Source organism: Streptomyces sp. HUAS ZL42 (assembly GCF_040782645.1).
In the GTDB taxonomy this organism is placed as follows: domain Bacteria; phylum Actinomycetota; class Actinomycetes; order Streptomycetales; family Streptomycetaceae; genus Streptomyces.
Genome location: NZ_CP160403.1, coordinates 1,397,264 through 1,419,204 on the forward strand (window position 1 = coordinate 1,397,264; position 21,941 = coordinate 1,419,204).

Genomic DNA, 21,941 nt, shown 5'->3' on the forward strand with positions numbered 1-21,941 from the left:
CCACATGGGTACGCGCGCGGGAAACGCGACCGCCGGGGACGTACGGAATACGAGGCGAGCCGGCCGTGTTGTGCCGACGGCTTCGACCCCACACCAGGAAGAGGGATGCACGCCATGAGCAGCACCGTGGAGCTCACCAAGGAGAACTTCGACGAGACGGTCACGGACAACGAGTTCGTCCTGATCGACTTCTGGGCGTCCTGGTGCGGGCCGTGCCGTCAGTTCGCGCCGGTCTACGAGAAGGCCGCACAGGACAACCCCGACCTGGTGTTCGGCAAGATCGACACGGAGGCCCAGCCGGAGCTGGCCGCGGCCTTCGGCATCCAGTCGATCCCGACACTGATGATCGTCCGCGACCAGGTCGCGATCTTCGCCCAGCCGGGCGCCCTGCCCGAGGCCGCCCTCGCGGACGTCATCGGGCAGGCCCGGAAGCTGGACATGGACGAGGTCCGCAAGTCGATCGCGGAGCAGGAGTCCAAGACCGACGGTCAGTAGTCCCTGGAAACCGACGGCCGGTGATTCCCTAGAAGGGGTACGCCGCCACGTCCCCGCGAACCGTCGTCCAGCGCAGGTCGGTGAACGCCTCCAGGTTGGACTCGCCGCCGAAGCGGGCTCCCGTGCCCGAGGCGGCGATGCCGCCGAAGGGTGCCACGGCCTCGTCGTTCACCGTCTGGTCGTTGATGTGGACGATGCCGGTCGGGATGCGCTCGGCCAGGTCGAGGCCGCGGGCGGTGTCACGGGTGACGATGCCGAGGGAGAGGCCGTAGGAGCTCTGCGCGGCCAGGGCCGCCGCCTCGTCGGCGGTGGCGAAGGACCGTACGGGTGCGACCGGCCCGAAGACCTCCTCCGCGTAGGCGGGGGTCCGGTCGTCGGCGCCGGCGAGGACGGTCGGCCGGTAGAAGAGGTCCTCGTGGGTACCGCCCGCCGCCAGTTTGGCTCCGTGGGCGGTACTCGCCTCCACCAGTCCGTGCACCTTGGCCAGTTGGGCGCCGTCGATGAGCGGGCCGAGGTGGACCTGCGCGCGGTGCGGGTCGCCGACGGCGAGGGAGTCGGCCTTGGCGGCGAGGCGCTCGACGTACTCCTCGTAGAGGGACTGGTGGACGAGGTGGCGGCCGGTCGTCATGCAGATCTGGCCCTGGTGGAAGAACGAGCCCCAGGCGGCCGTGGAGATCACCGCGTCGAGGTCGGCGTCCTCGAGGACGACCAGGGCGGAGTTGCCGCCGAGTTCGAGGTGGACCCGCTTGAGAAGGCGGCCGGCCGCCTCGCCGACCGACCGCCCCGCGGCCGTGGACCCGGTGAAGGAGATCACCGGCACCCGCGGGTCCGCGACCAGCGCCTGACCCACCTCCGGCCCGCCGGGCAGCACGTGCAGCAGGCCCTCGGGCAGGCCCGCCTCCGCGAAGATCGCGGCAAGGGACAGTCCACCGCAGACCGCGGTGCGCGGGTCCGGCTTCAGCACCACCGCGTTGCCCAGCGCGAGGGCCGGGGCGACGGAACGGATCGACAGGATCAGCGGCGCGTTGAACGGGGAGATCACACCCACCGCGCCGACGGGGACGCGCCGCGTGTACGACAGACGCGGGGCCTCGCTGGGCAGGATGTGGCCGGCCGGGCGGGAGGCGAGGGCGGCGGCCTCGTAGCACTCCTGGGCGGCGACGTGCAGCTCGAACTCGGCCTTGCCGGGAATGGAGCCGGACTCGCGGACGATCCACTCGCGCAGTTCCTCGGCGTGCGCCGAGAACAGGTCTCCCGCCTTGCGCAGGACCCCGGCGCGCACGAAGTGGGGCAGGCGCGCCCACTCGGTCTGGGCGGCACGGGCGGCCTCGGCGGCCGTACCGACGTCCTCGGCGGACGCGAGGGTGACCGAGCCGAGCGCGTCGCCGGTGGCGGGCTCGGTGACGGCGTACTCGGGTCCCGTCAGGGGGTGGGACTGCCAGGTCTTGGGGTCGAGCAACGGCATGGCGGCTCTCCGTTCGTCACCGGCGGGACTCAAAGTGGGAGTCCCGAGTAGTTCGCGGCCAGTTCGGCGGCCGCGTGGCGGGACGCGGTGATCCGGCGCAGGCGCGCGAGCTGCAACCGGTGGTCGAAGGCGTCCCCATTTGGTTGAGCGTGCAACATCCTAGTCATGTCGTACGAGAAGCGTGTGGCCTGCCACACGCGTTCCAGGCACGCCTCCGAATACCTGTCGACGAGTTGTCCGGATCCCGTGCGATACAGCTCGGTCAGGGCGCGGGCCAGGACCCGTACGTCGGACACGGCGAGATTGAGCCCCTTGGCACCCGTCGGCGGGACGATGTGGGCGGCGTCCCCGGCGAGCAGGAGCCGGCCGTGGCGCATCGGCTCGTGGACGTAACTCCGCATCGGCGTCACGGACTTGGCGGTGATCGGACCGCGGCCCAGGGTCCAGTCGGCGTCGATGGCGAAGCGGGCGGCGAGTTCGTCCCAGATGCGGTCGTCGGGCCAGTCCGCGGGGTCGGTGCCGTTGGGAACCTGGAGGTAGAGCCGGGACACGCTCGGCGAGCGCATGCTGTGCAGGGCGAAGCCGCGCTCATGCCGTGCGTAGATCAACTCCTCGCAGGACGGCGGGACTTCGGCCAGGATGCCGAGCCAGGAGTACGGGTAGTCGTGCTCGTACGTCCGGCTCGTCGCCGCGGGGAACGCGTCGCGCGCGATGCCGTGGAAGCCGTCGCAGCCGACGACCCAGTCACAGCTCAGGGTCTGCTCGCGGCCCTCGTGCAGGAAGCGTACGAGGGGCGCCTCGCTCTCCGGCTTCTCGACCGCGAACGCCTCCGCCTCGAACAACAGCGGTGGTCCGTCGGCCAGTTGGAGGGCCACGAGGTCCTTCACGATCTCGGTCTGGGCGTAGATCGTGACGGTGCGGCCGCCGGTGAGGGACGGAAAGTCGATGTGATGCCGTTCGCGGTCGAAACGCAGCTCGATGCCCTGGTGAACCAGGCCCTCGGCGTCGAGGCGGTCGGCGGCGCCGGCCTCGTGCAACGCGTCGACCGTGCCCTGCTCCAGCATTCCGGCGCGCTGGCGGTGTTCGACGTACTCCCGTGTCCTGCCCTCCAGGACGACACAGTCGATGCCCGCCCGGTGCAGCAGCCGGGCGAGGAGCAGTCCGGCCGGGCCGCCGCCGATGATGCCGACCGACGTGCGCATGGAGTGCCTCCCGTCAGCTGGAGTCGCGGTGCACCACCGTGGCTCCGAAGAGTTCGTGGGACTCGGGCGCGGCGCCGGGACTTCGCACCGCGCGGTCGACCAGTTCGGCGAGATCGCGGCCGGACGGCAGCTCGATGTGGACGGTGCTGAGCCTGGGGCGCAGCAGCCGGCCGAGCATCAGGTCGTCGGCGCCGATCACTGCCGTGTCCTCGGGAATGAGGATGCCCTCGTCCTGCAGGGCGCGCATCAGGAGCATCGCGTACTCGTCGTTGTACGCGAACACCGCGTCGAGGCCGAGGTCCCGCCAGCGGGCCGCGAGGGCGGCCGCGGACTCCTCCGTGTAGGCCAGGGGCAGTTCTCTCACGTCGGCGTCCGTGCCGTGCAGGGCACCGCGCACGCCGGCGAGGCGTGGCTGGGCGAACCGGTCCAGGCCGGGGTCCTCGGGGACGACGACGCCGACGCGCCGCCGGCCGCGGGCGTACAGGTGCTCGGCCGCGCTTCTGCCGACGCCCTCGTGGTCCATGAGCAGCGCGTGGGTGCCCTCGACGCGCTCGGAGCCGAGCGTCACCACGGCCCGGGCACCGGAGCGTTTGAGCACGGCCACGCCCTGGGGGCCGATGCCGGGACCCGGCACCAGGACGGCGACGGGCCGCAGCTCGGCCCAGGCCAGGGCGGCCTCGTCGCCGTGCAGGCCGATGGCGCCGTACTGCACGACGGTGTAGTCCAGGCGGCTGAGCGCCTGCTGGAAGTCGTGCACGAACTGACTGTAGAGCGGACCGGCCGGTATCTGCGGGGCGGGCATCAGGACCATCCGGCTGTGCCCGGCGCGCAGACTGCGGGCGGCCGCGTGCGGCACGTATCCGAGTTCCTTCGCCGCCTCGTGGACACGGCGGCGCGTGGGCTCACTGATACGGACGGCGCTCGTGTTGTTGAGGACATAGGAGACGGTCGCGCGCGAGACGCCGGCCAGGCGGGCCACGTCGGCGCTCGTGGGGACGGCGCGGGGCGCGGGCGTTTTCGGTATCTGCACCATGACGTACCGCATCTTGGCAGAAGCGCCGGCCTGGATTTCGGGCGGGGCAAAGCCGAGTTGGCGCGACAGCCCGCCCCCGACGGCCCGCGCAGCGGCCGCGAACACCGGCGATGCCTGCCCTGACCAGGGAAGGCATCGCCGAACTGGCCCGGCCCTCGCGGCTCACCCGGTCAGCCGGGCGGATCCGTACGGGTCACGCGGGCGACGAGGTCGATCCAGCCGGCCTCCAGCCGCTCCATGGGCATCCCGCACTGCCTGGTCAGGTGGTTGATCAGGGCGGGGTCGAGATATGCCATCAGCGTCTGGGACAGGAGGTCGCAGTCGGCGTCCGGCACGATCTGCCGCAGCAGCATCACGACGTGCGTGCGGAGCGCGCCGAGCGAGGGGTGGGAGAACCGTCGGGTCGGCTCCGGCTGGGCGGCCAGTTGCAGATCCAGCTGCTCGGCCGAGCGGTACAGCACCGCCACACCGAACGCCCGCAGCCGCTCGACCGGCGGCGCGCCCGGGCCCAGCGGAGGCGGCCCGCCGAGGAAATCGGCCTGCAGCTTCCTCGACGAGTGGTCGAGCAGCGCCATCAGCAGCCCGGTGCGGTCGCCGAAACGGCGGAAAACCGTCCCCTTGCCCACCTGCGCCGCCGCGGCCACCGCCTCCATCGTGACCCCCGTCACCCCGTGCTCCGCGATCAGACGTGCGGCGGCCTCCAGCAGCCGGGCGCGGTTGCGGGCCGCGTCGGCACGCAGGCACGGCTCATCGGGGGCCGGGCCGACCTCCAGCAACTGAGGCGTGTCGACGGGCTCCTGGGGCTTCGGGAAGGGCGGCAGGGCGCTGGACATGAAGACAGCGTAAAGCACCGGGAAGAAAACTGGACCACGGTCCGTTTGGGATGCTAGAAACTAATCGGACCTCGGTCCGGTTCGTAACGGCAATGTTTCAGCCCCCTTGGAGTACCCCATGTCTGTTCGCATCCTCGCGCTCGTCGGCAGCCTTCGCGCCGGTTCGCACAACCGCCAGCTCGCCGAGGCGGCCGTCAAGCACGCTCCCGAGGGCGCCGACGTGGTGCTCTTCGACGGCCTGGCCGAGATTCCCTTCTACAACGAGGACATCGACGTCGAGGGCAGCGTCCCGGCCGCCGCGGCCAAGCTGCGTGAGGCCGCGCAGGCCGCCGACGCCTTCCTCCTCTTCTCTCCCGAGTACAACGGCACCATCCCGGCGGTCCTGAAGAACGCCATCGACTGGCTGTCCCGCCCGTACGGCGCCGGCGCCTTCGGCGGCAAGCCGGCCGCCGTGGTCGGCACCGCGTTCGGCCAGTTCGGCGGCGTCTGGGCGCAGGACGAGACCCGCAAGTCCCTGGGTATCGCCGGCGCCAAGGTGCTCGAGGACGTCAAGCTCTCCATCCCCGGCTCCGTGGTCCGCTTCGCCGAGACCCACCCGGCCGACGACGCCGAGGTGGCCGCGCAGCTGACCGAGGTCGTCGCGAGCCTGCACGGCAACGCGGGCGAGGCTGCTGCCTGATCCCGGGTTGTTTCGCCGGGTTGTTTCGAGGGGGGCCGGAGATGTTTCCGGCCCCCCTTCGGCATACGCGGAGCCGTGTGCGTGTCAGTCGAGGTCGGCGAGCCGCTGCACGGCCGGTGCCACGAAGCGCTCGATCCAGACGGCGGTCTCTCCCAGGCGCGGGGCGAGGATCACCGTGTCGATGCCGAGCTTCGTGTAGCCGCTGATGTCCCGCAGGAAGGCGTCCATGTCGCCCTCGGTCGCCGGCTCGCCGGTGTAGGCGATCGTCTTGCGGATCGCGTCGTAGTCGCGGCCTTCCGTGTCGCAGTGTCCTCGCAGCACGTCGAGCTTGTGCCGCAGTTCCTCGGGTGAGGAGGGGATCAGGTTGCAGGCGTCGCCGTACCGGGCGACCAGCCGGAGGGTCTTCTTCTCGCCTCCGCCGCCGATCATGATCTCCGGGTGCGGTGCGCTGACCGGCGCCGGGACGCACAGGGTCTCGGCGAGCCGGTAGTGCTTCCCCTCGAACGGGCCGTTCGTCTCCGGGTCCCACATCTGCAGACAGACGCGCAGGGTCTCCTCCAGCCGCTCGAAGCGCTCCGCGAGCGGCGGGAACGGCACGCCGAGCCCCGTGTGCTCACGGTCGTACCAGGCCGCCCCGATGCCGAGTGTGGCCCGGCCCCCGGACACCACGTCCAGCGTGGTGGCGATCTTGGCCAGCAGGCCCGGGGGGCGGTACGTCACACCGGTCACCAGCGCGCCCAGCCGGACCGTGGAGGTGTGACCGGCCAGGTAGGCCAGGGTCGTGTAGGCCTCCAGCATGGGGGCCTCGGCGCCGCCGTTGAACTCCATCTGGAAGTAGTGGTCCATCACCGACAGCCAGCTCACACCCGCCGCCTCGGCCGCGGCGCCGGCAGCGGCGAGTTCGGCGCCGATCGCGGGCCCTCCGCCCGAGTGCTCGAACCGGTTGATGTGCACTCCCACCCGCATGCCCGTCTCCGTCCACCCGCACCGTCACCGACCCTGGCGACGCTAGACCTTCGAGCACTCTCGAAGTCAAGGCCGATCCGGAGCCGAGCACCAAGCCCACGAGGCCCGGCGGCGCGAGCCCGTCCGCACGACGGGCGTGCGGGCAGGGTGGCACGGCAGCGTGTGCGCGAGGCACCTTCCGCACACGGTCCCGCCCGCTCCGGCGTCGGGGCGGCGCACCGACGTGCGCGCGTTGCGGGTCACGGTCGCGGTCGCAGTAGTTACGTCGCGCGCCGCTTCGGCGGTGGGAAAGACCGAATGGAGAACGGGCAGCAAGACACAACCGCGCAGGCGCCCAAGCACCTTCCCCAGGCCGCCCCGCCCGCCGGCGCGCGCACCGAGCGCGAAAGCCGACCGCGACGCGCGGCCCCAGGGGCCAGCCCGAGGACGGCCCACGCCAGCCGAGCGCGCCAGGCCGCCGTGCAGCGACATCGCGCGCAACAGCACGGTCACGACAGCTCCGCCGCGCACCCCTGTAGCGGTCGGCAAGACCGAAAAAAGCGCAGCAGCAAGGCACAGCCCCGCAGGCGCCCAAGCACCTTCCCCACGCCGCCCCGCCCGCCGGCGCGCGCACCGAGCGCGAAAGCCGACCGCGACGCGCGGCCCCAGGGGCCAGCCCGAGGACGGCCCACGCCAGCCGAGCGCGCCAGGCCGGCGTGCAACGCGACAGCACGGTCACGACAACTTCGCCGCCAGCCCCTCTCGCGGTCGGAGGGAGCGAAAAAGCACGGGCAACAAGGCACAGCCGCGCATGCGCCGAGGCACCTTCCGCGCGCCGTCCCGCCCGTTTCGTTGGTCCCCCGCGTCACAGGCAGGTAAAAGCCTTCTCCCAGGCGGCGAAAATCGTTGAAGCCCTGGACCGCCTCCCCTCCATGTCTGAAAGGGTGGGCCGATGGAGACCCTCTACCGACGACTGCTCAAAGTGATGCCCCGGCTCGGCCTGCAGGTGACCGACCTCGGACCCGGGACCGCGGTGGTCTCGCGGCGCGGGAAACGGGTCCGGATTCCGCTGGGACCGGGCACCGACGTGCTGGCGAAGGACGAGCGGTGGGCGGTGAACGGCGTCGGCGACGACACCTGGGTGGTCCGGCGCCGCTCATCCCGTACGGAACCCGAGCAGGGCGCCACGGAGACCACGTCCGTCCGGCTCGGCAACAGCGGCGCGCACCTCCTCCTCGACCGCTCGGCCCTGACCGACGAACGCAAGCTGCAGCTGGCGGCCTCCGAGTTCCTGGGCACCCACCACGTGGTCGGCATGCTGGACCTCTACGGCGTGAACTGCGTCTTCGACGTGGGGGCCAACACCGGACAGTACGCCCGGCGGCTGCGCCGGCTCGGCTACCGGGGCCGGATCGTCTCCTTCGAGCCCACCGCCGAGCACTTCGCCAAGCTCGAGAAGGCCGCCGAGAACGACCCGGACTGGTGGGTCCTCCAGTACGGCCTGGGCCGCGAGGACACGGCCACCACCATCCACACGGGCTGGAACACGATGAACTCGCTCCTGCCGCCCAGCGACTACGGCAAGGACCGGTACGGCCGCTTCGCCACGTCCGAGACGGAGGAGATCCAGATCCGCCGGCTCGACGGGCTGATGGACAAGGCGCTCGACGGCCTCACCGAGCCGCGCCCCTTCCTGAAGATGGACACCCAGGGCTACGACCTGGAGGTCTTCGCCGGTGCCGGGGACCGCATCAAGGACTTCGTGGGCCTGCAGTCCGAGGTCGCCCTGCTACAGCTGTACGAGGGCAGCCCGCGGATGAGCGAGGCGATCGCCGCGTACGAGGCAGGCGGCTTCGGGATCACGGGCATGTATCCGGTGACGCGTGAGGCGCACACGGGGAGGGTGATCGAGTTCGACTGCGTCATGATGCGCGCGGACGCGGCCCCGACGACGGGCTGACCACCCACCGGCACCCTCTACAGCGCCCCGCTCTCCGCCGTCTCCCGCTCCTGCTTCCTCGCGGCCGTCAGGCCGGTGACCGTCGTCCTGCCAGGACCACCCAGACGATCGTCCAGGTCCCGGCGTCCCTCAGCGAGACTTCGTGCGGCTTGCGGCCTATGACGAAGTCGACGGCGACGAGCGCGAAGAGGCCGCGACGGTCAGCAGCCAGACCGTGAGGGAGACGTTCACGGGTGTTACTCCTGGTGCCTGTGGGGGGATGGACATCGTCATCGGGCGCAGGACGGATTTCCCCCGACAGCTGGTGAACATAAGGTCATGGCCTGGTATGGCGGGACGGGCGGGGGCGGGGCGGTGGGCCGCCACCCGCCGGTTGGCGGGGAGCTTCCGCCGGACGGCGGCCCCCGGGTCGCCACCGGTGCGCGAATCATGGCCGTACGAGCCGCCGCCTTCCTTCGTGAGGAGAAGCCATGACCTCGGTCCCGCCCCCGTTCGACCCCGAACTCGCCGCCGCACTGGAACTGATCAAGGACGTGATCTCGCCCGGAATGACCCCGGACGAGATCGACCTCGTCCGCCAGGGGCCGGGGATCGCGCTGCTGGCGGACCTGGACCTGACCCTGGACGGTTTCTTCGACGTCGAGGACCGGACGGTGCCGGGGCCCGAGGGCGCGCCCGAGATCTCACTGCTCATCTGCCGGCCCGCCGCTCCGGCCGATGCGGGTCCGCTGCCCGTGATCTACCACACGCACGGCGGCGGCATGGTCATCGGCAACAACCGGGTGGGCGTGGACGCGCCGCTGGCATGGGCGAAGGAGCTGGGCGCGGTCGTGGTCTCCGTGGAGTACCGGCTCGCGCCCGAGAATCCGCATCCGGCGCCGATCGACGACGTGTACACCGGCCTGCTGTGGACGGTGGAGCACGCCAAGGAGATCGGCGGCGATCCCGAGCGGATCGTCCTCGCGGGAGCCAGCGCGGGCGGCGGGCTCACCGCGGCGCTCGCGCTCCTGCTGCGCGACCGCAAGGGGCCGCAGCCGATCGGGCAGATGCTGCTGTGCCCCATGCTGGACGACCGCAACGACACCTTCTCGTCCCACCAGATGGCGGGCCTCGGCATATGGGACCGCACGGCCAACGACACCGGGTGGTCGGCCCTGCTCGGCGACCGGCGCGGCGGCCCGGACGTCTCCCCCTACGCGGCCCCCGCCCGCGCCGAGGACCTGTCCGGCCTGCCCCCGGCCTTCCTCGACGTCGGCTCCGCGGAGACCTTCCGGGACGAGGTCGTCTCCTACGCGTCGAGGATCTGGCAGGCCGGCGGCGTGGCCGAACTGCACGTGTGGCCGGGCGGCTTCCACGGCTTCGACGGCTTCGCACCCCAGGCCGCCCTCTCCCACTCGGCCCAGGCAGCCCACCTGGACTGGCTGCGGAGGCTGTTGGGCTGAGCCGGGAGTCCCCGGGGTGCCGCCCGCGGGCCCTCGGCAACCGGCTCCTCCCGCACCGATCTCCTCGTACCGCCCTCCCATGCCGCACCATGTCCGTATGAAAGAGCTGGCCGGACGCCTGACCGCCCTGGATCCCGATGCCGGGGCCGCCGTGCGGGTGATCGCGTACTTCGATCGCCTCGCCGAGTCGCGGGCCGGGGTGGAGGCGCTGGTGCGCGGGGCCGCCGTGCTCGCCGGGGTGCCTGCGCGGCTCGTCGACGCGGAACGGCAGGTGCGTGTCCGGGTCGAGGCGGACGGCACGCGCCGGGACGCGGACGGTCCGCCGGAAGCCGCGTGGCCGTGCGCGGCGCTGACGCCGGGCGGGGTTCCGGCCCTGTGGCTCGAGCGGGCGGAACCGGAGCCCAGCGTGGTCGACGCGGTGATCCTGGAGCGGGCCGCCGGTGCCGTACGGCTCGTGCTGGACCGTACGCGGGGGCGGGCGCCGCTCGACGATCCCGCGCTGGTCGAGACGGCCCTCGACGCCACCGCTCCGCAGACGGCCCGGCTGCACGCGGCCCGGCGCCTCGGCCTGGACCCCGGGGGCCGGGCCCGCGCTCTGGCCCCGCTGGACGGGCGGCCCCGGCTCGTCCCGGGGGACGCGGACGACCGCCCCCACGCGGGCCTGCCCCACGGCAGGGTCGGCGTCGGCCCCGCCGTTCCCGTGCCCGACCTGCCCCGCTCCTGGGCCGCCGCCCGCACCGCGCTGCGGTTCACGGCGGACGACACCGCGCAGGACCCCGGCCAGAGTGTGGTGTACGCGGACGAGCTGGGCGGCATAGCCCTCCTCGCCGACCTCGTGGCACCGGGCGCGGAGCCGCCGCCCGACGTACGCGCCCTGGAGGCGGCGGCCGGAGCCGTGCCCTGGCTGCTCGTCACGCTGCACGCCGTCGCCTCGACGGCGAGCCTGCGCGCGGCCGCCGCCGAGGTCAACGTGCACCACTCCACGCTCCAGGACCGGCTGGCCCACGCCGAGCACCTGCTCGGCTGGCCGGTGCGCACCCCGCAGGGCCGACTCAGGCTCCAACTGGCCCTGATGATGCGCCGGTTGGCCCGCCCGTAACCACCGGCCGTCAGCCGTAGGTGATGTCGGACGTGCTGTACCGGCAGAACACACCGTCCGGTCCACTGCCGGCCTCGCTCGGCTCGGCTCCCGTGCTGTTGCCCTGGAAGCGCACGCAGACGTCGATCCTCTCGCCGTTGTCGCCCACGATCCTCACGCCCGAAAGGGTGGCCGTGTCACCGTAGTTGGAGTTGATTCCGGCGATGGCCTTGCCGGGGGCGGTCACCTTCACGTTGCTGATCACGACATGGCGTTCGTACTGCGTCCTGCAGTTGCCGCAGGAACGGTAGAGCTTGCCGAAGTCGGCGACCTGGAAGTTCCTGATGGTCAGGGTTCCCGCGCCGTTGTGCTGGAAGACCTTGTCGTCCGCCTTCCGTGCCCCGCCGCCGTCCACGAGGTACGTCGCCGACGACGACTTGCCCTTGAAGGTCGCCGCGTCCTCGCCGACGTCCTCCCACCACACGTTCTGCAGGGTGCAGCTGCCCAGGCAGTGCACCCCGTCCGCGGCCGGCGAACCGAGGACGACGTTCTTCAGCGTCGCCCCGTCGGCGAGTTCGAAGAGCGGACCCTGGTCCTCGTCCTGGCTGCCGCTGCCGAGGGCGCCGGAACCGTAGAAGCGCTTGAGGCCGCCGTCGTAGCTGCCGGAGACCGCGATGGTGGTGGCCACCGCCTTCTCCCCGGCCGCAGTGGGCCAGGCGGCGAAACCGGTGCCGGTCGACGACGTGGCCTTCGCGGACGCCGGCGCCTTGGCGCTCGCGCTCGCCGAGACCGAGGCCGAAGCCGAAGCCGAGACGGACGGGGAGGCCGACGGCGACGCGGGCGCCTTCGTCGCCGACGCCGGCGTGGACCCGGCCGACGGGGTGGCGCCGCTCACCGCTTCCAGGGTCCAGCTCTTGCTGCTCGCCTTGTCGCAGGAGTTCTGCTGCACGCGCCCGGCCTTGACGTTCAGGCACTTGCCGCTGCGGGAGTTGACCAGGTGATACGTCTCCCCCACCGCGCTCGCCTTCCAGACCTGCGCGGCACCGCCGTCGCAGCTCTGCTGCTGCACGGCCTTGCCGGCCGACGCGGAGTCGTCCTTCACTCCCACGCACAGTCCACTGGGCGCGGCCTTCACCGTGAACCCGCCGTCGACCGCGGTGAGTTGCCAGGTCTGCTGGGCCAAGTCGGCGCAGCCCGCCTGCTCGAGCTGCACACCGGTCGCCGTGCTCGCGGACGGCACGTCGAGACAGGTGCCGTCCGCGGCGTTCACCAGCCGGTAGGTGCCCGCACTCGGTCCCGAGGCGGACGCGGTCATCAGCACTCCACCGACGACGGCGCCGCCGACCAGGGTGGTGGACAGGGCGCCGATCAGCAGATTGCGGCGGCGGTCGGTTCTCTTGCGGTGCTGCCTGCGCAGGGTCGCTCTGGAGCTCATGCGGTGACTCTCGTTCGGGGTTCGGGAGGGTCGGGAAGCCCCCATCGCCCCTGAGTCGCCATCGGCCGTCCGAAGGTTGCCGTGGCACGCGTGCGATCGGCACCCCGGCCCAGCCGCATGTCAGGCGCCACGAGGGGTACCCCGGGGCACATGACTGACATCGATCTCAAGAGCAGCGCGTTCAACGATCAATCGTTCATCGCGCGCCGCTACGCGCTGGAGGGAGAGAACGTCTCCCCTCCGCTGACGTGGAGCGGCGCCCCGGACGACGCGGCCGAACTGGTTCTGCTGTGCGAGGACCCCGACGCGCCCTCGGGCACCTTCACGCACTGGGTCGTGGTCGGTATCGATCCGCACAGCGACGGCGTCGATCCGGGTGAGCGCCCGCCCGGCGGCACCGAACTCGTCAACGGTTTCGGCAGACCTGGCTGGGGCGGACCGCATCCACCGCCGGGAGACGAGGCGCACCACTACGTCTTCCGCCTCTACGCCCTCTCGGAACCCTGCGTCCTGCCCGACGCCCCGAGCGCGGAGCAGGTGCACAGGGTGGTGGAGGAACGGCAGATCGCCAGCGGCACCCTCGTGGGGCTCTACAAGCGCTGAGGGGCGCGCGAGTCTGCCCGGTCAGTGATTCGGGGCGGAGTTGCTGATGTCCGCCAGCGCGGAGTGCGGGTCCTCCGTGGTGGCCAGGTCGCCCAGGCTCACCATGCCGATCGGGCAGCCGCCACGCTCGACGACCGGGAGCCGACGCACGGCGTGCCGCCGCATCAGCTCCACCGCATGGTCGGTCGTGTCGTCCGGCGCCAGCGTCACCATCGGGGGACGCGTACACACCGAACCGGCCGTCGTGGTGTGCGGGTCGAGGCCCTCCGCGACGGCCCGCACCACGATGTCACGGTCGGTGAGCACGCCGAACAGATCGCAGTCGTACGCCACCAGGACGTCCCCGATGTCGTGCTCACGCATGATGCCGGCGGCGCGCGCCAGCGTGGTCATGGGCTCCACGGCGTCCGCGCCGGGCGACATCACGTCACGTATCAGCCGGTTCATGTGACCCGGGTACCCGTATCGGCCGCGTCGCATCGGAGCAGGAGCGCTTTCGTCATGCCTTCCGCCCTCATGCCTTCCGCCCTCATGCCTTCCGCCCCTTGCGCAGGAATCGCCGCAGACGTGTCTCCGGCCAGGTGTTGATCACGTCCTCCCTGGTGAGCCAGCCGCGCTGGGCCGTCCCCACGCCGTAGCGCATGCCGGCCAGGTGGGGCGTGGCGTGGGCATCGCTGTCGATCGCGAACTTCACGCCGTGCCGCCTCGCCCGCAGAATGTCCTCGTCGCGCAGGTCGAGCCGGTCCGGATGGGCGTTGACCTCCAGGGCGGTGCCGGTACGCGCGCAGGCGGCGAGGATCGCGTCGAGGTCGGCGTCGACGCCCGGCCGCTTGCCGATCAGCCGGGTGGTGGGGTGGCCGATGATGTTGACGTACGGGTTCTCGCAGGCCCGTACGACGCGGCGGGTCATCGCCTCGCGTTGCTGGTTGAAGTGGGAGTGCACGGAGGCCACGCACAGGTCGAAGCCGTCCAGGAACTCCTCGGGCCAGTCCACGTCCCCGTCCGGGTCGATGTTCAGTTCCGCGCCGTGCAGCAGGCGCATGCCGCCGCGTTTGCCTCGCTTGCCGTACGTGCCGTCGAGTTTCCGTACGCGCTCGCGCTGTGCCAGCATCCGCTCGTCCGTCATCCGCTGCATGTACAGGTTCGGCCCGTGATCGGTGACCGCGTAGTACGCGTATCCGCGCTCGGCGGCCGCCTGAACCATCTCCTCCAGCGGGGCGAGGCCGTCGGTGAGGTCGGTGTGCGTGTGCAGGTCGCCCCGGATGTCCGTCTCCCCCACCAGCTCGGGCAGCTCGCCGCGCAGCCCGGCCTCGATCTCCCCGCGGTCCTCGCGCAGCGGCGGCGGGATCCACGGCAGGCCGAGACGGGCGTACACCTCCTCCTCGGTCTCGGACACCAGCTTCTCGCCGCTCTCGACGTCGAACAGGCCGTACTCGGAGAGCTTGAACCCCTTGTGCACGGCCAGCTCGCGGGTGCGGATGTTGTGCGCCTTCGAGCCGGTGAAATACTGCAGCGCCGCTCCCCAGGAGTCCGGCGGTACGACCCGCAGATCGACCGCCAGGCCCTCGGTGGTACGGACGGAGGTCTTGGTCTCGCCCCGCGCGACGACCTCCGTGACGTACGGCAGGTCGGTGAACGCCCGCATGAGCGGTCCCGAGTCCTCGGCCGCCGTGAGGACGTCGATGTCGCCGATCGTCTCGCGGAAGCGACGCAGCGACCCGGCGTACGCGCACCGCCGGCAGCCGGTCACCGTGGTCAGCTCGGAGACGATGCGCTCGGCGAGGTCCATGGCGACGTCGAGCAGGACGCGGTCGCCGGAGGCCTGCAGGAGGCCGATGCCGTGGAGGATGTTCTGCTCCGTCTTCGGGCCGAACCCCTTCAGATCGCGCAGCCGCTCGGCTCGGATGGCCTCGGCCAGCTCGTCGATCGAGGAGATGCCCAGCTCCTCGTAGAGCATCAGAGCCTTGCGCGGGCCGAGCGTGGGGATGGCCGTCAGCCGACGCACCCCGGCGGGGATTCTCGACCGGAGCTCGTCGACCGCGGACACGCTGCCGGTGCGGAAGTACTCCAGGACCTTCTCGGCGATCGACTTGCCGACATTGGGGATCTCCTGCAGCCCCTTGGCGTCGAGTGTGGCGACGTCTGCGTGGTAGCCGCCGATCGCGCGGGCAGCCTTTTCGTAGACACGTGCCCTGAACGCGTCTCCTCCGGTGATCGAGATCAGATCCGCGTACTCCTGGAACACGGCGGCGACCTCGTCGTTGGACCGAGCCACATCTCCAGGGTAGGGCGACGACCTCGCCGGCCGCCCGGTGTGCAGGGCCGTCGGCGGACGAAGACGGTACCCGGATAAAGCGGTGCCCGAAGATCGCGGCGACGGCAGACTGGCCCCATGACCGCATCCGATGCCAAGGCCGATCTCCACTTCTATCTGCAGTCCGCCCGCGACGCCCTGTTGTGGAAGCTCGAAGGGCTGTCCGAGTACGACATCCGCCGCCCGATGACGCCGACCGGGACCAACCTCCTGGGCCTGGTCAAGCATGCGGCCGGTGTCGAACTCGGCTACCTCGGCGACACCTTCGGCCGGCCGTCCGGCGTGCCGCTGCCCTGGCTCGCGCCCGACGCCGAACCCAACGCGGACATGTGGGCCACGGCCGACGAGTCGCGCGAGCAGATCGCCGCGCTGTACCGCCGGGCATGGGAGCACGCCGACGCGACGATCGACGCGCTGGCGCTGGACACGGTCGGCAGGGTGCCGTGGTGGCGCCCCGACGACAACGAGGTGACGCTGCATCACGCCGTCGTGCGCGTGATCGCCGACACGCACCGGCACGCCGGGCACGCGGACATCCTCCGCGAACTCGTCGACGGGGCCGTGGGGATGAACAAGAACAACACCAGCGTGCCGTCGGACGACCCGGCCTGGTGGGAGTCCTATCGAAGCAGGCTGGAGCAAGCGGCCAGGCAGGCGTCCGGCACGGCACGGGGCGTGTGAGAACTGTTCGCCCAACTACATGTCGGACCGGTCGAGTTCAGAGGCCGGGGCGAGGTCCTCGCCGCACTCCTGCCGCACCAGGAACCCGGCGAATCGCCGCCCGACTACCCCAATGCGCGCAGCTCCACGATGCGGTCGTTCAGGGTGCTGCGGCAGAAGGCGAGGTGGTCCGCGCCGTATCCGCGGGGACCGCACTCCACTACGAGCATCAGGCCCAGGTAGAGGCCGTAGAGGGCCAGGCGGTGACGGAGGGCGGGGCTGAAGTCGAGGAGGCCGCCGGCCCGGACGTAGCCGGCGACGAGGTCGCTGTCCGGCCCGGTGTCGCCGCCGAAGCCGAGGGAGACCAGTTCGGCGGCCGGGTCGCCCCAGAACGCCCGCTCGTGGTCGATGATGCCGGTGATCCGGGCGTCCGAGCCGTCCCCGTCGGGGACGTGGACGAAGATGTTGCCGGGCCAGAGGTCGAAGTGGATCAGCCGCGGCACGGTGATCTCGCCGAGGGCGTATCCGCCCTCGGCCACCAGGGCGCGTATGTCGGCGCTCGGCACACCGAGCGGGGATTGCCAGCGCTCGGCATCGTCCAGCAGGGCATCCACCATGGCGCTGAACGCGGTTCGCCAGTCGGCGGCGGACAGCGCGGACTCGGGGGCCGGATAGCCGAACCGGCCGTCCTCGGGAGCCAGCGTGTGCAGCCGTGCGGTGATCGCGCCCAGCTCGCGGCGCAGAGCCGTCCGGGTGGTGCGGGGAAGGCCGTCGGCCACCTTGTCCCAGGGGGTGCCCTCCAGGACGGAGACGGCAAGGAATCCCTCGCCCGCGTGCAGCAGCTCGGGAGTCGGTATCCCGTTGCCGGCCAGGGGCGCGAGACGCCGGTAGACCATGGCCTCGGTCGCCATGATGCCGCGCTCGTATCGCAGTACCGGAGCGTCGTCGGGCGGCGCGAGCTTCACCACGGCCGCGCGGCCGTCCTCGAGCCGGACTCGGTAGGCGGTGTTGAACCAGCCGTCGGTCAGTTCGGCCTCGAGGTGGCATCCGAAGCCCGTCGACCGGCGCAGCAGGGCGTCCAGCTCGGCGGCGGACAGACGGCGCTTGGTCAGGCTCTGCATACGGCGGCTCGCTTTCGCTCGGATGGCGGGAACGCTGGCTGACAGTAAGCACGCTCGGGGCTCTTGGGAGCGCTCCCATTGTCGACCCCGGTGGAGTCACACCTCAACCACATTGGCGGGCCGCGCGTCAGACCGGCTCGGCCGTGGTTCCCCGGACGATCAGACACGGGGTGAGAACGACCTCGCGGGGCTCGGTACGGCCCTCGTCGAGGCGTTCGAGGGCGGCGGTCACCGCATGCTGGGCCTGTTCCCGGGCGCTCTGGCTGACGGTGGTCAGGTTGAAGACGCTCAGCCGGGAGAGCGTGTCGTCGTAGCCGGCCACGGAGACCCGCCCCGGCACGGCGACTCCGGCGCGGGCGGGGACGACGTCGACGCGGTGCTCGTCACCTCCTGGGGACCCACGCACGCGGAACATGTACTGAACGCCATCACCGCCGGCCAACCGGTCTTCTGCGAGAAGCCGCTCGCCACCACCGCCGAGGACCGCCTCAGGATCGTCGAGGCCGAGACGGCGCACGGCCGGCGCCTCGTCCAGGTCGGCTTCATGCACCGCTACAACAGCGGTTACCGGCAGATGAAGCAGGTCATCGACTCCGGCCGCATCGGCGAGCCGCTGGCGGCGCACTGCGCCCACCGCAACCCGAGCGTCCCCGAGTCGTGCACCACCGACATGGCCGCCCTCGACACGGCGGTGCACGAGATCGACGTACTGCGCCGGCTGCTCGACGACGAGATCGTCTCCGCCCAGGTGGTCGTGCCGCGCTCCACGAGCCGGCGGTACCCCCACCTGAAGGATCCCCAGATCATGCTCTACGAGACCGCCAAGGGTGTCCGTATCGATCTGGAGGTGTTCGTCAACTGCCAGTACGGCTACGACATCCCGTGCGAGGCAGTCTGCGAGGAGGGCGTCGTGCGGCTGCCCGATCCTCCTCGGTCGGCGTGCGCACGGTGGGACGGCACAGCACGACGGTGCTCACGGACTGGGTGGGCCGCTTCGTGGATGCCTTCGACACCGAGTTCCGTGAGTGGATCGCGAACCTCGCGGAGGGCAACGAGCCCACCGGCCCGTCGGCCTGGGACGGCTACGCGGCGAGGTCATCTCCAACGCCACCGTCGAGGCGAGGCAGTCGGGCGGCATCGTGGCCACCGCCATGAAACCCCGGCCCGCGTTCTACGGACGGCCCGCTGACCATCGCGTCGAGGCACCGGGCAGGGGCACAGCTGCCCTAATCAGGCAGCCGGTCCAGCGCCGCCGCGACACCGGCCCGGTCTGCGACGTCGATGAGCGCCTGTCCGATCACCGAGACGGGTTCCCGGGCCGGGAGCACCAGGCCGATGCGCTCCGTGCGGACGGGGCGGACCAGGGGAACGGCGTGCATACCCGCGGGGACGCCGAAGACATGCAGCCAGGCGTGCGGCACGACGCTCGCCCATTGACCGGCGCGGACCTGCGCGAACAGGGAGGCAATGGAGTCGGTCTCCACGCGCGGGGTCACGGAGACGCCCACCGCCTCGAACACCGCGTCGAGGACCTGGCGCCCCTGCATCATGGGGTGCAGCAGGCACAGGGGGTACTGGGCCGCCTCCTCCCAGGAGATCTCGGCGGGGCCGGCTTCGGGGGCGGACCGCCGGGTCAGAAGGACATAGCGTTCCTGGTACAGCGGCACGAACCTGAAGTCGTGTGCCACGACGGAGCTGTGGTAGGTGACGGCGGCGTCGAGTTCGTACGACCGGAGTCTGTTCACGATGTCCTCGGCCCGCAGGTCGGCGAACACCTGGACGGTCGCCAGCGGGTTCGCGGCGCAGAACGGCTGGGTCAGCAGCGCGACGGCCGTGGAAGCGGTCGGGACGGTCCCGATGCGCAGCCTGCCGCTCAGCCCCACGCGCAGCGCCTGGATCTCGCCTTGCATCGCGTCGCGGTCGGCGAGGATGCGCTGCGCCCACAGGACGACTCGCTCGCCCTCCGGAGTGAGCCCGTCGAACCTGCGCCCGCGCTGGACGAGGGGGATGCCGAGCTCTTCCTCCAGTTTCCGGATCCCCTCGGACAGGGCCGGCTGGGAGACGTAGCAGGCCTGTGCCGCCTTCGCGAAGTGACGGGCGCGGGCGAGGGCGACGAGGTACTCGAGTTGGCGGAGCAGCACATCCCAATGATCCACCCGCTCCCGGTCGTACGGCACCGGTCGCCGGTCCCGCCGCTGTGATCGGTGCCGCCGATCACGCGATAGGAACTACCGCTTTGACCTGGCCCGACACGCTGACGAACAGTGTGGGGGCCAATGGGCAGAGAGGGCGTGACGCTCGATGCGGGACTTCGACGAACCGGATGAGGGCAAGCTGTCCGTGACGGCTCCCAGGACGTGGGCCACCGGCGCGCCCGGGGTCGTGCACGCGCTGCAGTACGCGCTGAGTCAGACCTCGCCGAAGCGCACCGCGCTGACCCTGCTCAACATCAACCAGGCGAAGGGCTTCGACTGCCCGGGCTGTGCCTGGCCCGAGCCCGCGCCGGGCAAGCGGCACCGCAACGAGTACTGCGAGAACGGCGCGAAGCACATCAGCGACGAGGCCACCTCGCGGCGGGTGACCGCCGACTTCTTCCAGCGGTACTCGGTGGACGAACTGAGCCGGAAGTCCGACTACTGGCTCAACCAGCAGGGCCGGCTGACCGAGCCGATGGTGCTGCGCGAGGGTGCGGACCACTACGAGCCGATCGGCTGGGACGAGGCGCTGGACCTGCTCGCCGGCGAACTGCGCGCCCTCGACCACCCGGACGAGGCGCTGTTCTACACCTCGGGGCGGCTGGCCAATGAGCCCGCCTTCCTGCTCCAGTTGTTCGCGCGGGCCTTCGGCACCAACAACCTGCCGGACTGCTCCAACATGTGCCACGAGTCCAGCGGCTCCGCACTCAACGAGACGCTGGGCATCGGCAAGGGCAGCGTCAGCCTCGACGACCTGTACGACGCCGATCTCGTCTTCGTCGTCGGGCAGAACCCCGGCACCAACCATCCGCGCATGCTGTCCGCGCTGGAGGAGACCAAGCGCCGCGGCGGCCGGGTCGTCGCCGTCAATCCGCTGCCCGAGGCCGGGCTGCTGCGCTTCAAGCATCCCCAGAAGGCGCGCGGCATCATCGGCCGCGGCACGGACATCGCCGACCAGTTCCTGCAGATACGTCCCGGCGGCGACCTCGCCCTGTTCCAGGCGCTGAACCTGCTGCTGATCGAGGCGGAGGACAAGGAACCGGGCACGGTCCTGGACCGGGAGTTCATCGCGGCGCACACCACCGGCTACGACGCCTTCGCCGACCACATCCGCCGTACGTCGTGGGACGACGTCCTGCAGGCCACCGGCCTGAGCCGCGACGAGATCGAGCAGGTCCACGCACGTGTCCTGGAAAGCCGCAGCGTCATCGTCTGCTGGGCCATGGGCCTGACCCAGCACAAGCACGGCGTGCCCACCATCAGGGAAGTCGTCAACTTCCTCCTGCTGCGCGGAAACGTCGGCCGCCCGGGTGCGGGCGTGTGCCCGGTCCGCGGGCACAGCAACGTCCAGGGCGACCGCACCATGGGCATCTGGGAACGCATGCCGCAGGCGTTCCTCGACCGGCTGGGACGCGAGTTCCGCTTCACCGCGCCGACCACGCACGGCCTGGACTCCGTCGATTCGATCCGGGCCATGCTCGACGGACGGGCCAAGGTCTTCCTCGGCGTCGCGGGCAACTTCGTCCGGGCCACGCCCGACAGCGACGTCACCGAGCGCGCCATGCGCAACTGCCGTCTGACCGCGCATATTTCGACCAAGCTCAACCGCTCCCACGCGGTGTGCGGACGCATCGCGCTGATCCTGCCCACGCTCGGCCGCAGCGACCGTGACGTCCAGGCGGGCGGGGAGCAGTTCATGACGGTCGAGGACTCCATGAGCGAGGTCCATGCCACGCGCGGCCGGCTGGCCCCGGCGTCCGCGCACCTGCTGAGCGAGGTGTCCATCGTCAGCCGTCTGGCCCGCAGGGTCCTGGGGTCCGAACCGGACATTCCCTGGGAGGACTTCGAGGCCGACTACGACGTCATCCGCGACCATATCGCCCAAGTCGTCGAGGGTTTCGAGGACTTCAACGAACGGGCACGGCGCCCCGGCGGTTTCCGCCTGCTCAACCCGGTCAACGAAAGGGTGTTCCGCACGCCCGGCGGGAAGGCCGTCTTCAGCGTCAACGACTTCACGATGCTCGAGGCGCCCAAGGGCCATCTGGTCCTGCAGACACTGCGCTCGCACGACCAGTGGAACACGATCCCCTACGCGATGGACGACCGATACCGGGGCATCAAGGGTGGCCGGCGCGTAGTCCTCGTGAACCCGTCAGACCTGGCCGGCCTCGGTCTCGCGGACGGCGCACTCGTCGATCTGGTCAGCGTCTGGTCCGACGGCTCGGAGCGCCGCGCGGAGGGTTTCCGTGTCGTCGGCTACCCCACTCCCCCGGGTTCGGCCGCCGCGTACTACCCGGAAACCAATGTCCTGGTGCCACTCGACAGCGTCGCGGACATCAGCAACACCCCGACCTCGAAGAGCGTGATCGTCCGTCTGGAGCGCGTCCCGCGGACGGACTGACAGACAGGGCGACTCACGGGCCTCGGGGTGGTGGATGGCCCAGCCAGGGCCACCGTTTCGGGCCGGGAGCCGAGTCCCCC

18 protein-coding genes and 4 pseudogenes are annotated in these 21,941 nt (G+C 71.2%); 9 read left to right on the top strand and 13 right to left on the bottom strand.

All coding sequences use genetic code 11. The annotated features are described in order from the left end of the window. Positions 1-114 precede the first annotated feature (114 nt). Complete coding sequence (gene trxA, locus ABZO29_RS06605) at positions 115-495, top strand: thioredoxin (RefSeq protein ID WP_367319191.1); 381 nt, start codon at positions 115-117, stop codon at positions 493-495. Positions 496-523: 28 nt separating this feature from the next. On the opposite strand, the gene ABZO29_RS06610 is transcribed toward trxA, so the two are convergent. From ABZO29_RS06610 to ABZO29_RS06625, 4 genes are all read right to left on the bottom strand, one after another. Next, positions 524-1,960 (bottom strand): benzaldehyde dehydrogenase, encoded by a 1,437-nt coding sequence (locus ABZO29_RS06610; RefSeq protein ID WP_367319192.1) that lies wholly within the window; start codon positions 1,958-1,960, stop codon positions 524-526. Positions 1,961-1,989: 29 nt separating this feature from the next. Beyond that, positions 1,990-3,162 (bottom strand): 4-hydroxybenzoate 3-monooxygenase, encoded by a 1,173-nt coding sequence (locus tag ABZO29_RS06615; protein WP_367319193.1) that lies wholly within the window; start codon positions 3,160-3,162, stop codon positions 1,990-1,992. Between the two features lie 13 nt (positions 3,163-3,175). Next, positions 3,176-4,207 carry a LacI family DNA-binding transcriptional regulator gene (locus tag ABZO29_RS06620; protein ID WP_367326063.1) on the bottom strand — a complete coding sequence of 344 codons (1,032 nt, stop codon included), beginning with the start codon at positions 4,205-4,207 and terminating at the stop codon, positions 3,176-3,178. 158 nt (positions 4,208-4,365) lie between these two features. Then, positions 4,366-5,046 carry a TetR/AcrR family transcriptional regulator gene (locus tag ABZO29_RS06625; RefSeq protein WP_367319194.1) on the bottom strand — a complete coding sequence of 227 codons (681 nt, stop codon included), beginning with the start codon at positions 5,044-5,046 and terminating at the stop codon, positions 4,366-4,368. A 100-nt stretch (positions 5,047-5,146) separates the two neighbouring features. Here ABZO29_RS06625 and ABZO29_RS06630 point away from each other — a divergent pair, with 100 nt between their 5' ends. Beyond that, positions 5,147-5,707 (top strand): NAD(P)H-dependent oxidoreductase, encoded by a 561-nt coding sequence (locus tag ABZO29_RS06630; protein WP_367319195.1) that lies wholly within the window; start codon positions 5,147-5,149, stop codon positions 5,705-5,707. A gap of 84 nt (positions 5,708-5,791) precedes the next feature. Here the strand turns inward: ABZO29_RS06630 and ABZO29_RS06635 are convergent, their stop codons facing one another. Then, a complete protein-coding gene (locus ABZO29_RS06635) occupies positions 5,792-6,673 on the bottom strand; it encodes an LLM class F420-dependent oxidoreductase (protein ID WP_367319196.1) in 882 nt (293 codons plus the stop codon). Positions 6,674-7,604: 931 nt separating this feature from the next. On the opposite strand from ABZO29_RS06635, the gene ABZO29_RS06640 reads away from it, so the two are divergent. After that, positions 7,605-8,612, top strand: a complete 1,008-nt coding sequence (locus ABZO29_RS06640) for an FkbM family methyltransferase (RefSeq protein ID WP_367319197.1) — start codon at positions 7,605-7,607, stop codon at positions 8,610-8,612. An 88-nt stretch (positions 8,613-8,700) separates the two neighbouring features. Here ABZO29_RS06640 and ABZO29_RS06645 read toward each other — a convergent pair. After that, a pseudogene (locus tag ABZO29_RS06645) lies at positions 8,701-8,843 on the bottom strand (TerC family protein); the annotation flags it as partial. 239 nt (positions 8,844-9,082) lie between these two features. On the opposite strand from ABZO29_RS06645, the gene ABZO29_RS06650 reads away from it, so the two are divergent. Further along, complete coding sequence (locus ABZO29_RS06650) at positions 9,083-10,054, top strand: alpha/beta hydrolase (protein ID WP_367319198.1); 972 nt, start codon at positions 9,083-9,085, stop codon at positions 10,052-10,054. Positions 10,055-10,151: 97 nt separating this feature from the next. Further along, positions 10,152-11,153: a helix-turn-helix domain-containing protein gene (locus ABZO29_RS06655; RefSeq protein WP_367319199.1), complete on the top strand. Its 1,002-nt coding sequence runs from the start codon at positions 10,152-10,154 to the stop codon at positions 11,151-11,153. 10 nt (positions 11,154-11,163) lie between these two features. Here ABZO29_RS06655 and ABZO29_RS06660 read toward each other — a convergent pair. Beyond that, a pseudogene (locus ABZO29_RS06660) lies at positions 11,164-11,853 on the bottom strand (pectate lyase); the annotation flags it as partial. Positions 11,854-12,051: 198 nt separating this feature from the next. Next, positions 12,052-12,612, bottom strand: a pseudogene (locus ABZO29_RS06665) (RICIN domain-containing protein); the annotation flags it as partial. 105 nt (positions 12,613-12,717) lie between these two features. Between ABZO29_RS06665 and ABZO29_RS06670 the strand changes: the two are divergent. Beyond that, on the top strand, positions 12,718-13,170 hold the full coding sequence (locus tag ABZO29_RS06670) for a YbhB/YbcL family Raf kinase inhibitor-like protein (protein ID WP_367319200.1): 453 nt from the start codon (positions 12,718-12,720) through the stop codon (positions 13,168-13,170). 21 nt (positions 13,171-13,191) lie between these two features. On the opposite strand, the gene ABZO29_RS06675 is transcribed toward ABZO29_RS06670, so the two are convergent. After that, positions 13,192-13,617, bottom strand: a complete 426-nt coding sequence (locus ABZO29_RS06675; RefSeq protein WP_367319201.1) for a CBS domain-containing protein — start codon at positions 13,615-13,617, stop codon at positions 13,192-13,194. An 82-nt stretch (positions 13,618-13,699) separates the two neighbouring features. Further along, positions 13,700-15,445, bottom strand: a complete 1,746-nt coding sequence (polX, locus tag ABZO29_RS06680; protein ID WP_367319202.1) for a DNA polymerase/3'-5' exonuclease PolX — start codon at positions 15,443-15,445, stop codon at positions 13,700-13,702. Between the two features lie 117 nt (positions 15,446-15,562). Here polX and ABZO29_RS06685 point away from each other — a divergent pair, with 117 nt between their 5' ends. Then, positions 15,563-16,165: a DinB family protein gene (locus tag ABZO29_RS06685; RefSeq protein WP_367319203.1), complete on the top strand. Its 603-nt coding sequence runs from the start codon at positions 15,563-15,565 to the stop codon at positions 16,163-16,165. Between the two features lie 104 nt (positions 16,166-16,269). On the opposite strand, the gene ABZO29_RS06690 is transcribed toward ABZO29_RS06685, so the two are convergent. After that, a complete protein-coding gene (locus ABZO29_RS06690; protein WP_367319204.1) occupies positions 16,270-17,265 on the bottom strand; it encodes a phosphotransferase family protein in 996 nt (331 codons plus the stop codon). 127 nt (positions 17,266-17,392) lie between these two features. Continuing rightward, positions 17,393-17,680 carry a substrate-binding domain-containing protein gene (locus tag ABZO29_RS06695; RefSeq protein ID WP_367326064.1) on the bottom strand — a complete coding sequence of 96 codons (288 nt, stop codon included), beginning with the start codon at positions 17,678-17,680 and terminating at the stop codon, positions 17,393-17,395. On the opposite strand from ABZO29_RS06695, the pseudogene ABZO29_RS06700 reads away from it, so the two are divergent. Beyond that, a pseudogene (locus tag ABZO29_RS06700) lies at positions 17,627-18,452 on the top strand (Gfo/Idh/MocA family protein); the annotation flags it as partial. The gene ABZO29_RS06695 and the pseudogene ABZO29_RS06700 overlap by 54 nt on opposite strands. Positions 18,453-18,491: 39 nt before the next feature. Here the strand turns inward: ABZO29_RS06700 and ABZO29_RS06705 are convergent. Beyond that, positions 18,492-19,406 (bottom strand): LysR family transcriptional regulator, encoded by a 915-nt coding sequence (locus ABZO29_RS06705; RefSeq protein ID WP_367319205.1) that lies wholly within the window; start codon positions 19,404-19,406, stop codon positions 18,492-18,494. A gap of 160 nt (positions 19,407-19,566) precedes the next feature. Here ABZO29_RS06705 and ABZO29_RS06710 point away from each other — a divergent pair, with 160 nt between their 5' ends. Beyond that, entirely contained in the window at positions 19,567-21,861 is a 2,295-nt protein-coding gene (locus tag ABZO29_RS06710; RefSeq protein ID WP_367319206.1) for an FdhF/YdeP family oxidoreductase, read from the top strand. Positions 21,862-21,941: the final 80 nt, after the last annotated feature.

Bases quoted from the DNA above. Each gene is read 5' to 3' on its own strand.
- ABZO29_RS06650 (WP_367319198.1), top strand. From the start codon at position 9,083: ATGACCTCGGTCCCGCCCCCGTTCGACCCCGAACTCGCCGCCGCACTG.
- ABZO29_RS06655 (WP_367319199.1), top strand. From the start codon at position 10,152: ATGAAAGAGCTGGCCGGACGCCTGACCGCCCTGGATCCCGATGCCGGG.
- ABZO29_RS06685 (WP_367319203.1), top strand. From the start codon at position 15,563: ATGACCGCATCCGATGCCAAGGCCGATCTCCACTTCTATCTGCAGTCC.
- ABZO29_RS06610 (WP_367319192.1), bottom strand. From the start codon at position 1,960: ATGCCGTTGCTCGACCCCAAGACCTGGCAGTCCCACCCCCTGACGGGA.
- ABZO29_RS06640 (WP_367319197.1), top strand. From the start codon at position 7,605: ATGGAGACCCTCTACCGACGACTGCTCAAAGTGATGCCCCGGCTCGGC.
- ABZO29_RS06615 (WP_367319193.1), bottom strand. From the start codon at position 3,162: ATGCGCACGTCGGTCGGCATCATCGGCGGCGGCCCGGCCGGACTGCTC.
- ABZO29_RS06675 (WP_367319201.1), bottom strand. From the start codon at position 13,617: ATGAACCGGCTGATACGTGACGTGATGTCGCCCGGCGCGGACGCCGTG.
- ABZO29_RS06635 (WP_367319196.1), bottom strand. From the start codon at position 6,673: ATGCGGGTGGGAGTGCACATCAACCGGTTCGAGCACTCGGGCGGAGGG.
- ABZO29_RS06630 (WP_367319195.1), top strand. From the start codon at position 5,147: ATGTCTGTTCGCATCCTCGCGCTCGTCGGCAGCCTTCGCGCCGGTTCG.
- ABZO29_RS06620 (WP_367326063.1), bottom strand. From the start codon at position 4,207: ATGCGGTACGTCATGGTGCAGATACCGAAAACGCCCGCGCCCCGCGCC.
- ABZO29_RS06710 (WP_367319206.1), top strand. From the start codon at position 19,567: ATGCGGGACTTCGACGAACCGGATGAGGGCAAGCTGTCCGTGACGGCT.
- ABZO29_RS06670 (WP_367319200.1), top strand. From the start codon at position 12,718: ATGACTGACATCGATCTCAAGAGCAGCGCGTTCAACGATCAATCGTTC.
- ABZO29_RS06690 (WP_367319204.1), bottom strand. From the start codon at position 17,265: ATGCAGAGCCTGACCAAGCGCCGTCTGTCCGCCGCCGAGCTGGACGCC.
- ABZO29_RS06695 (WP_367326064.1), bottom strand. From the start codon at position 17,680: ATGTTCCGCGTGCGTGGGTCCCCAGGAGGTGACGAGCACCGCGTCGAC.
- trxA (WP_367319191.1), top strand. From the start codon at position 115: ATGAGCAGCACCGTGGAGCTCACCAAGGAGAACTTCGACGAGACGGTC.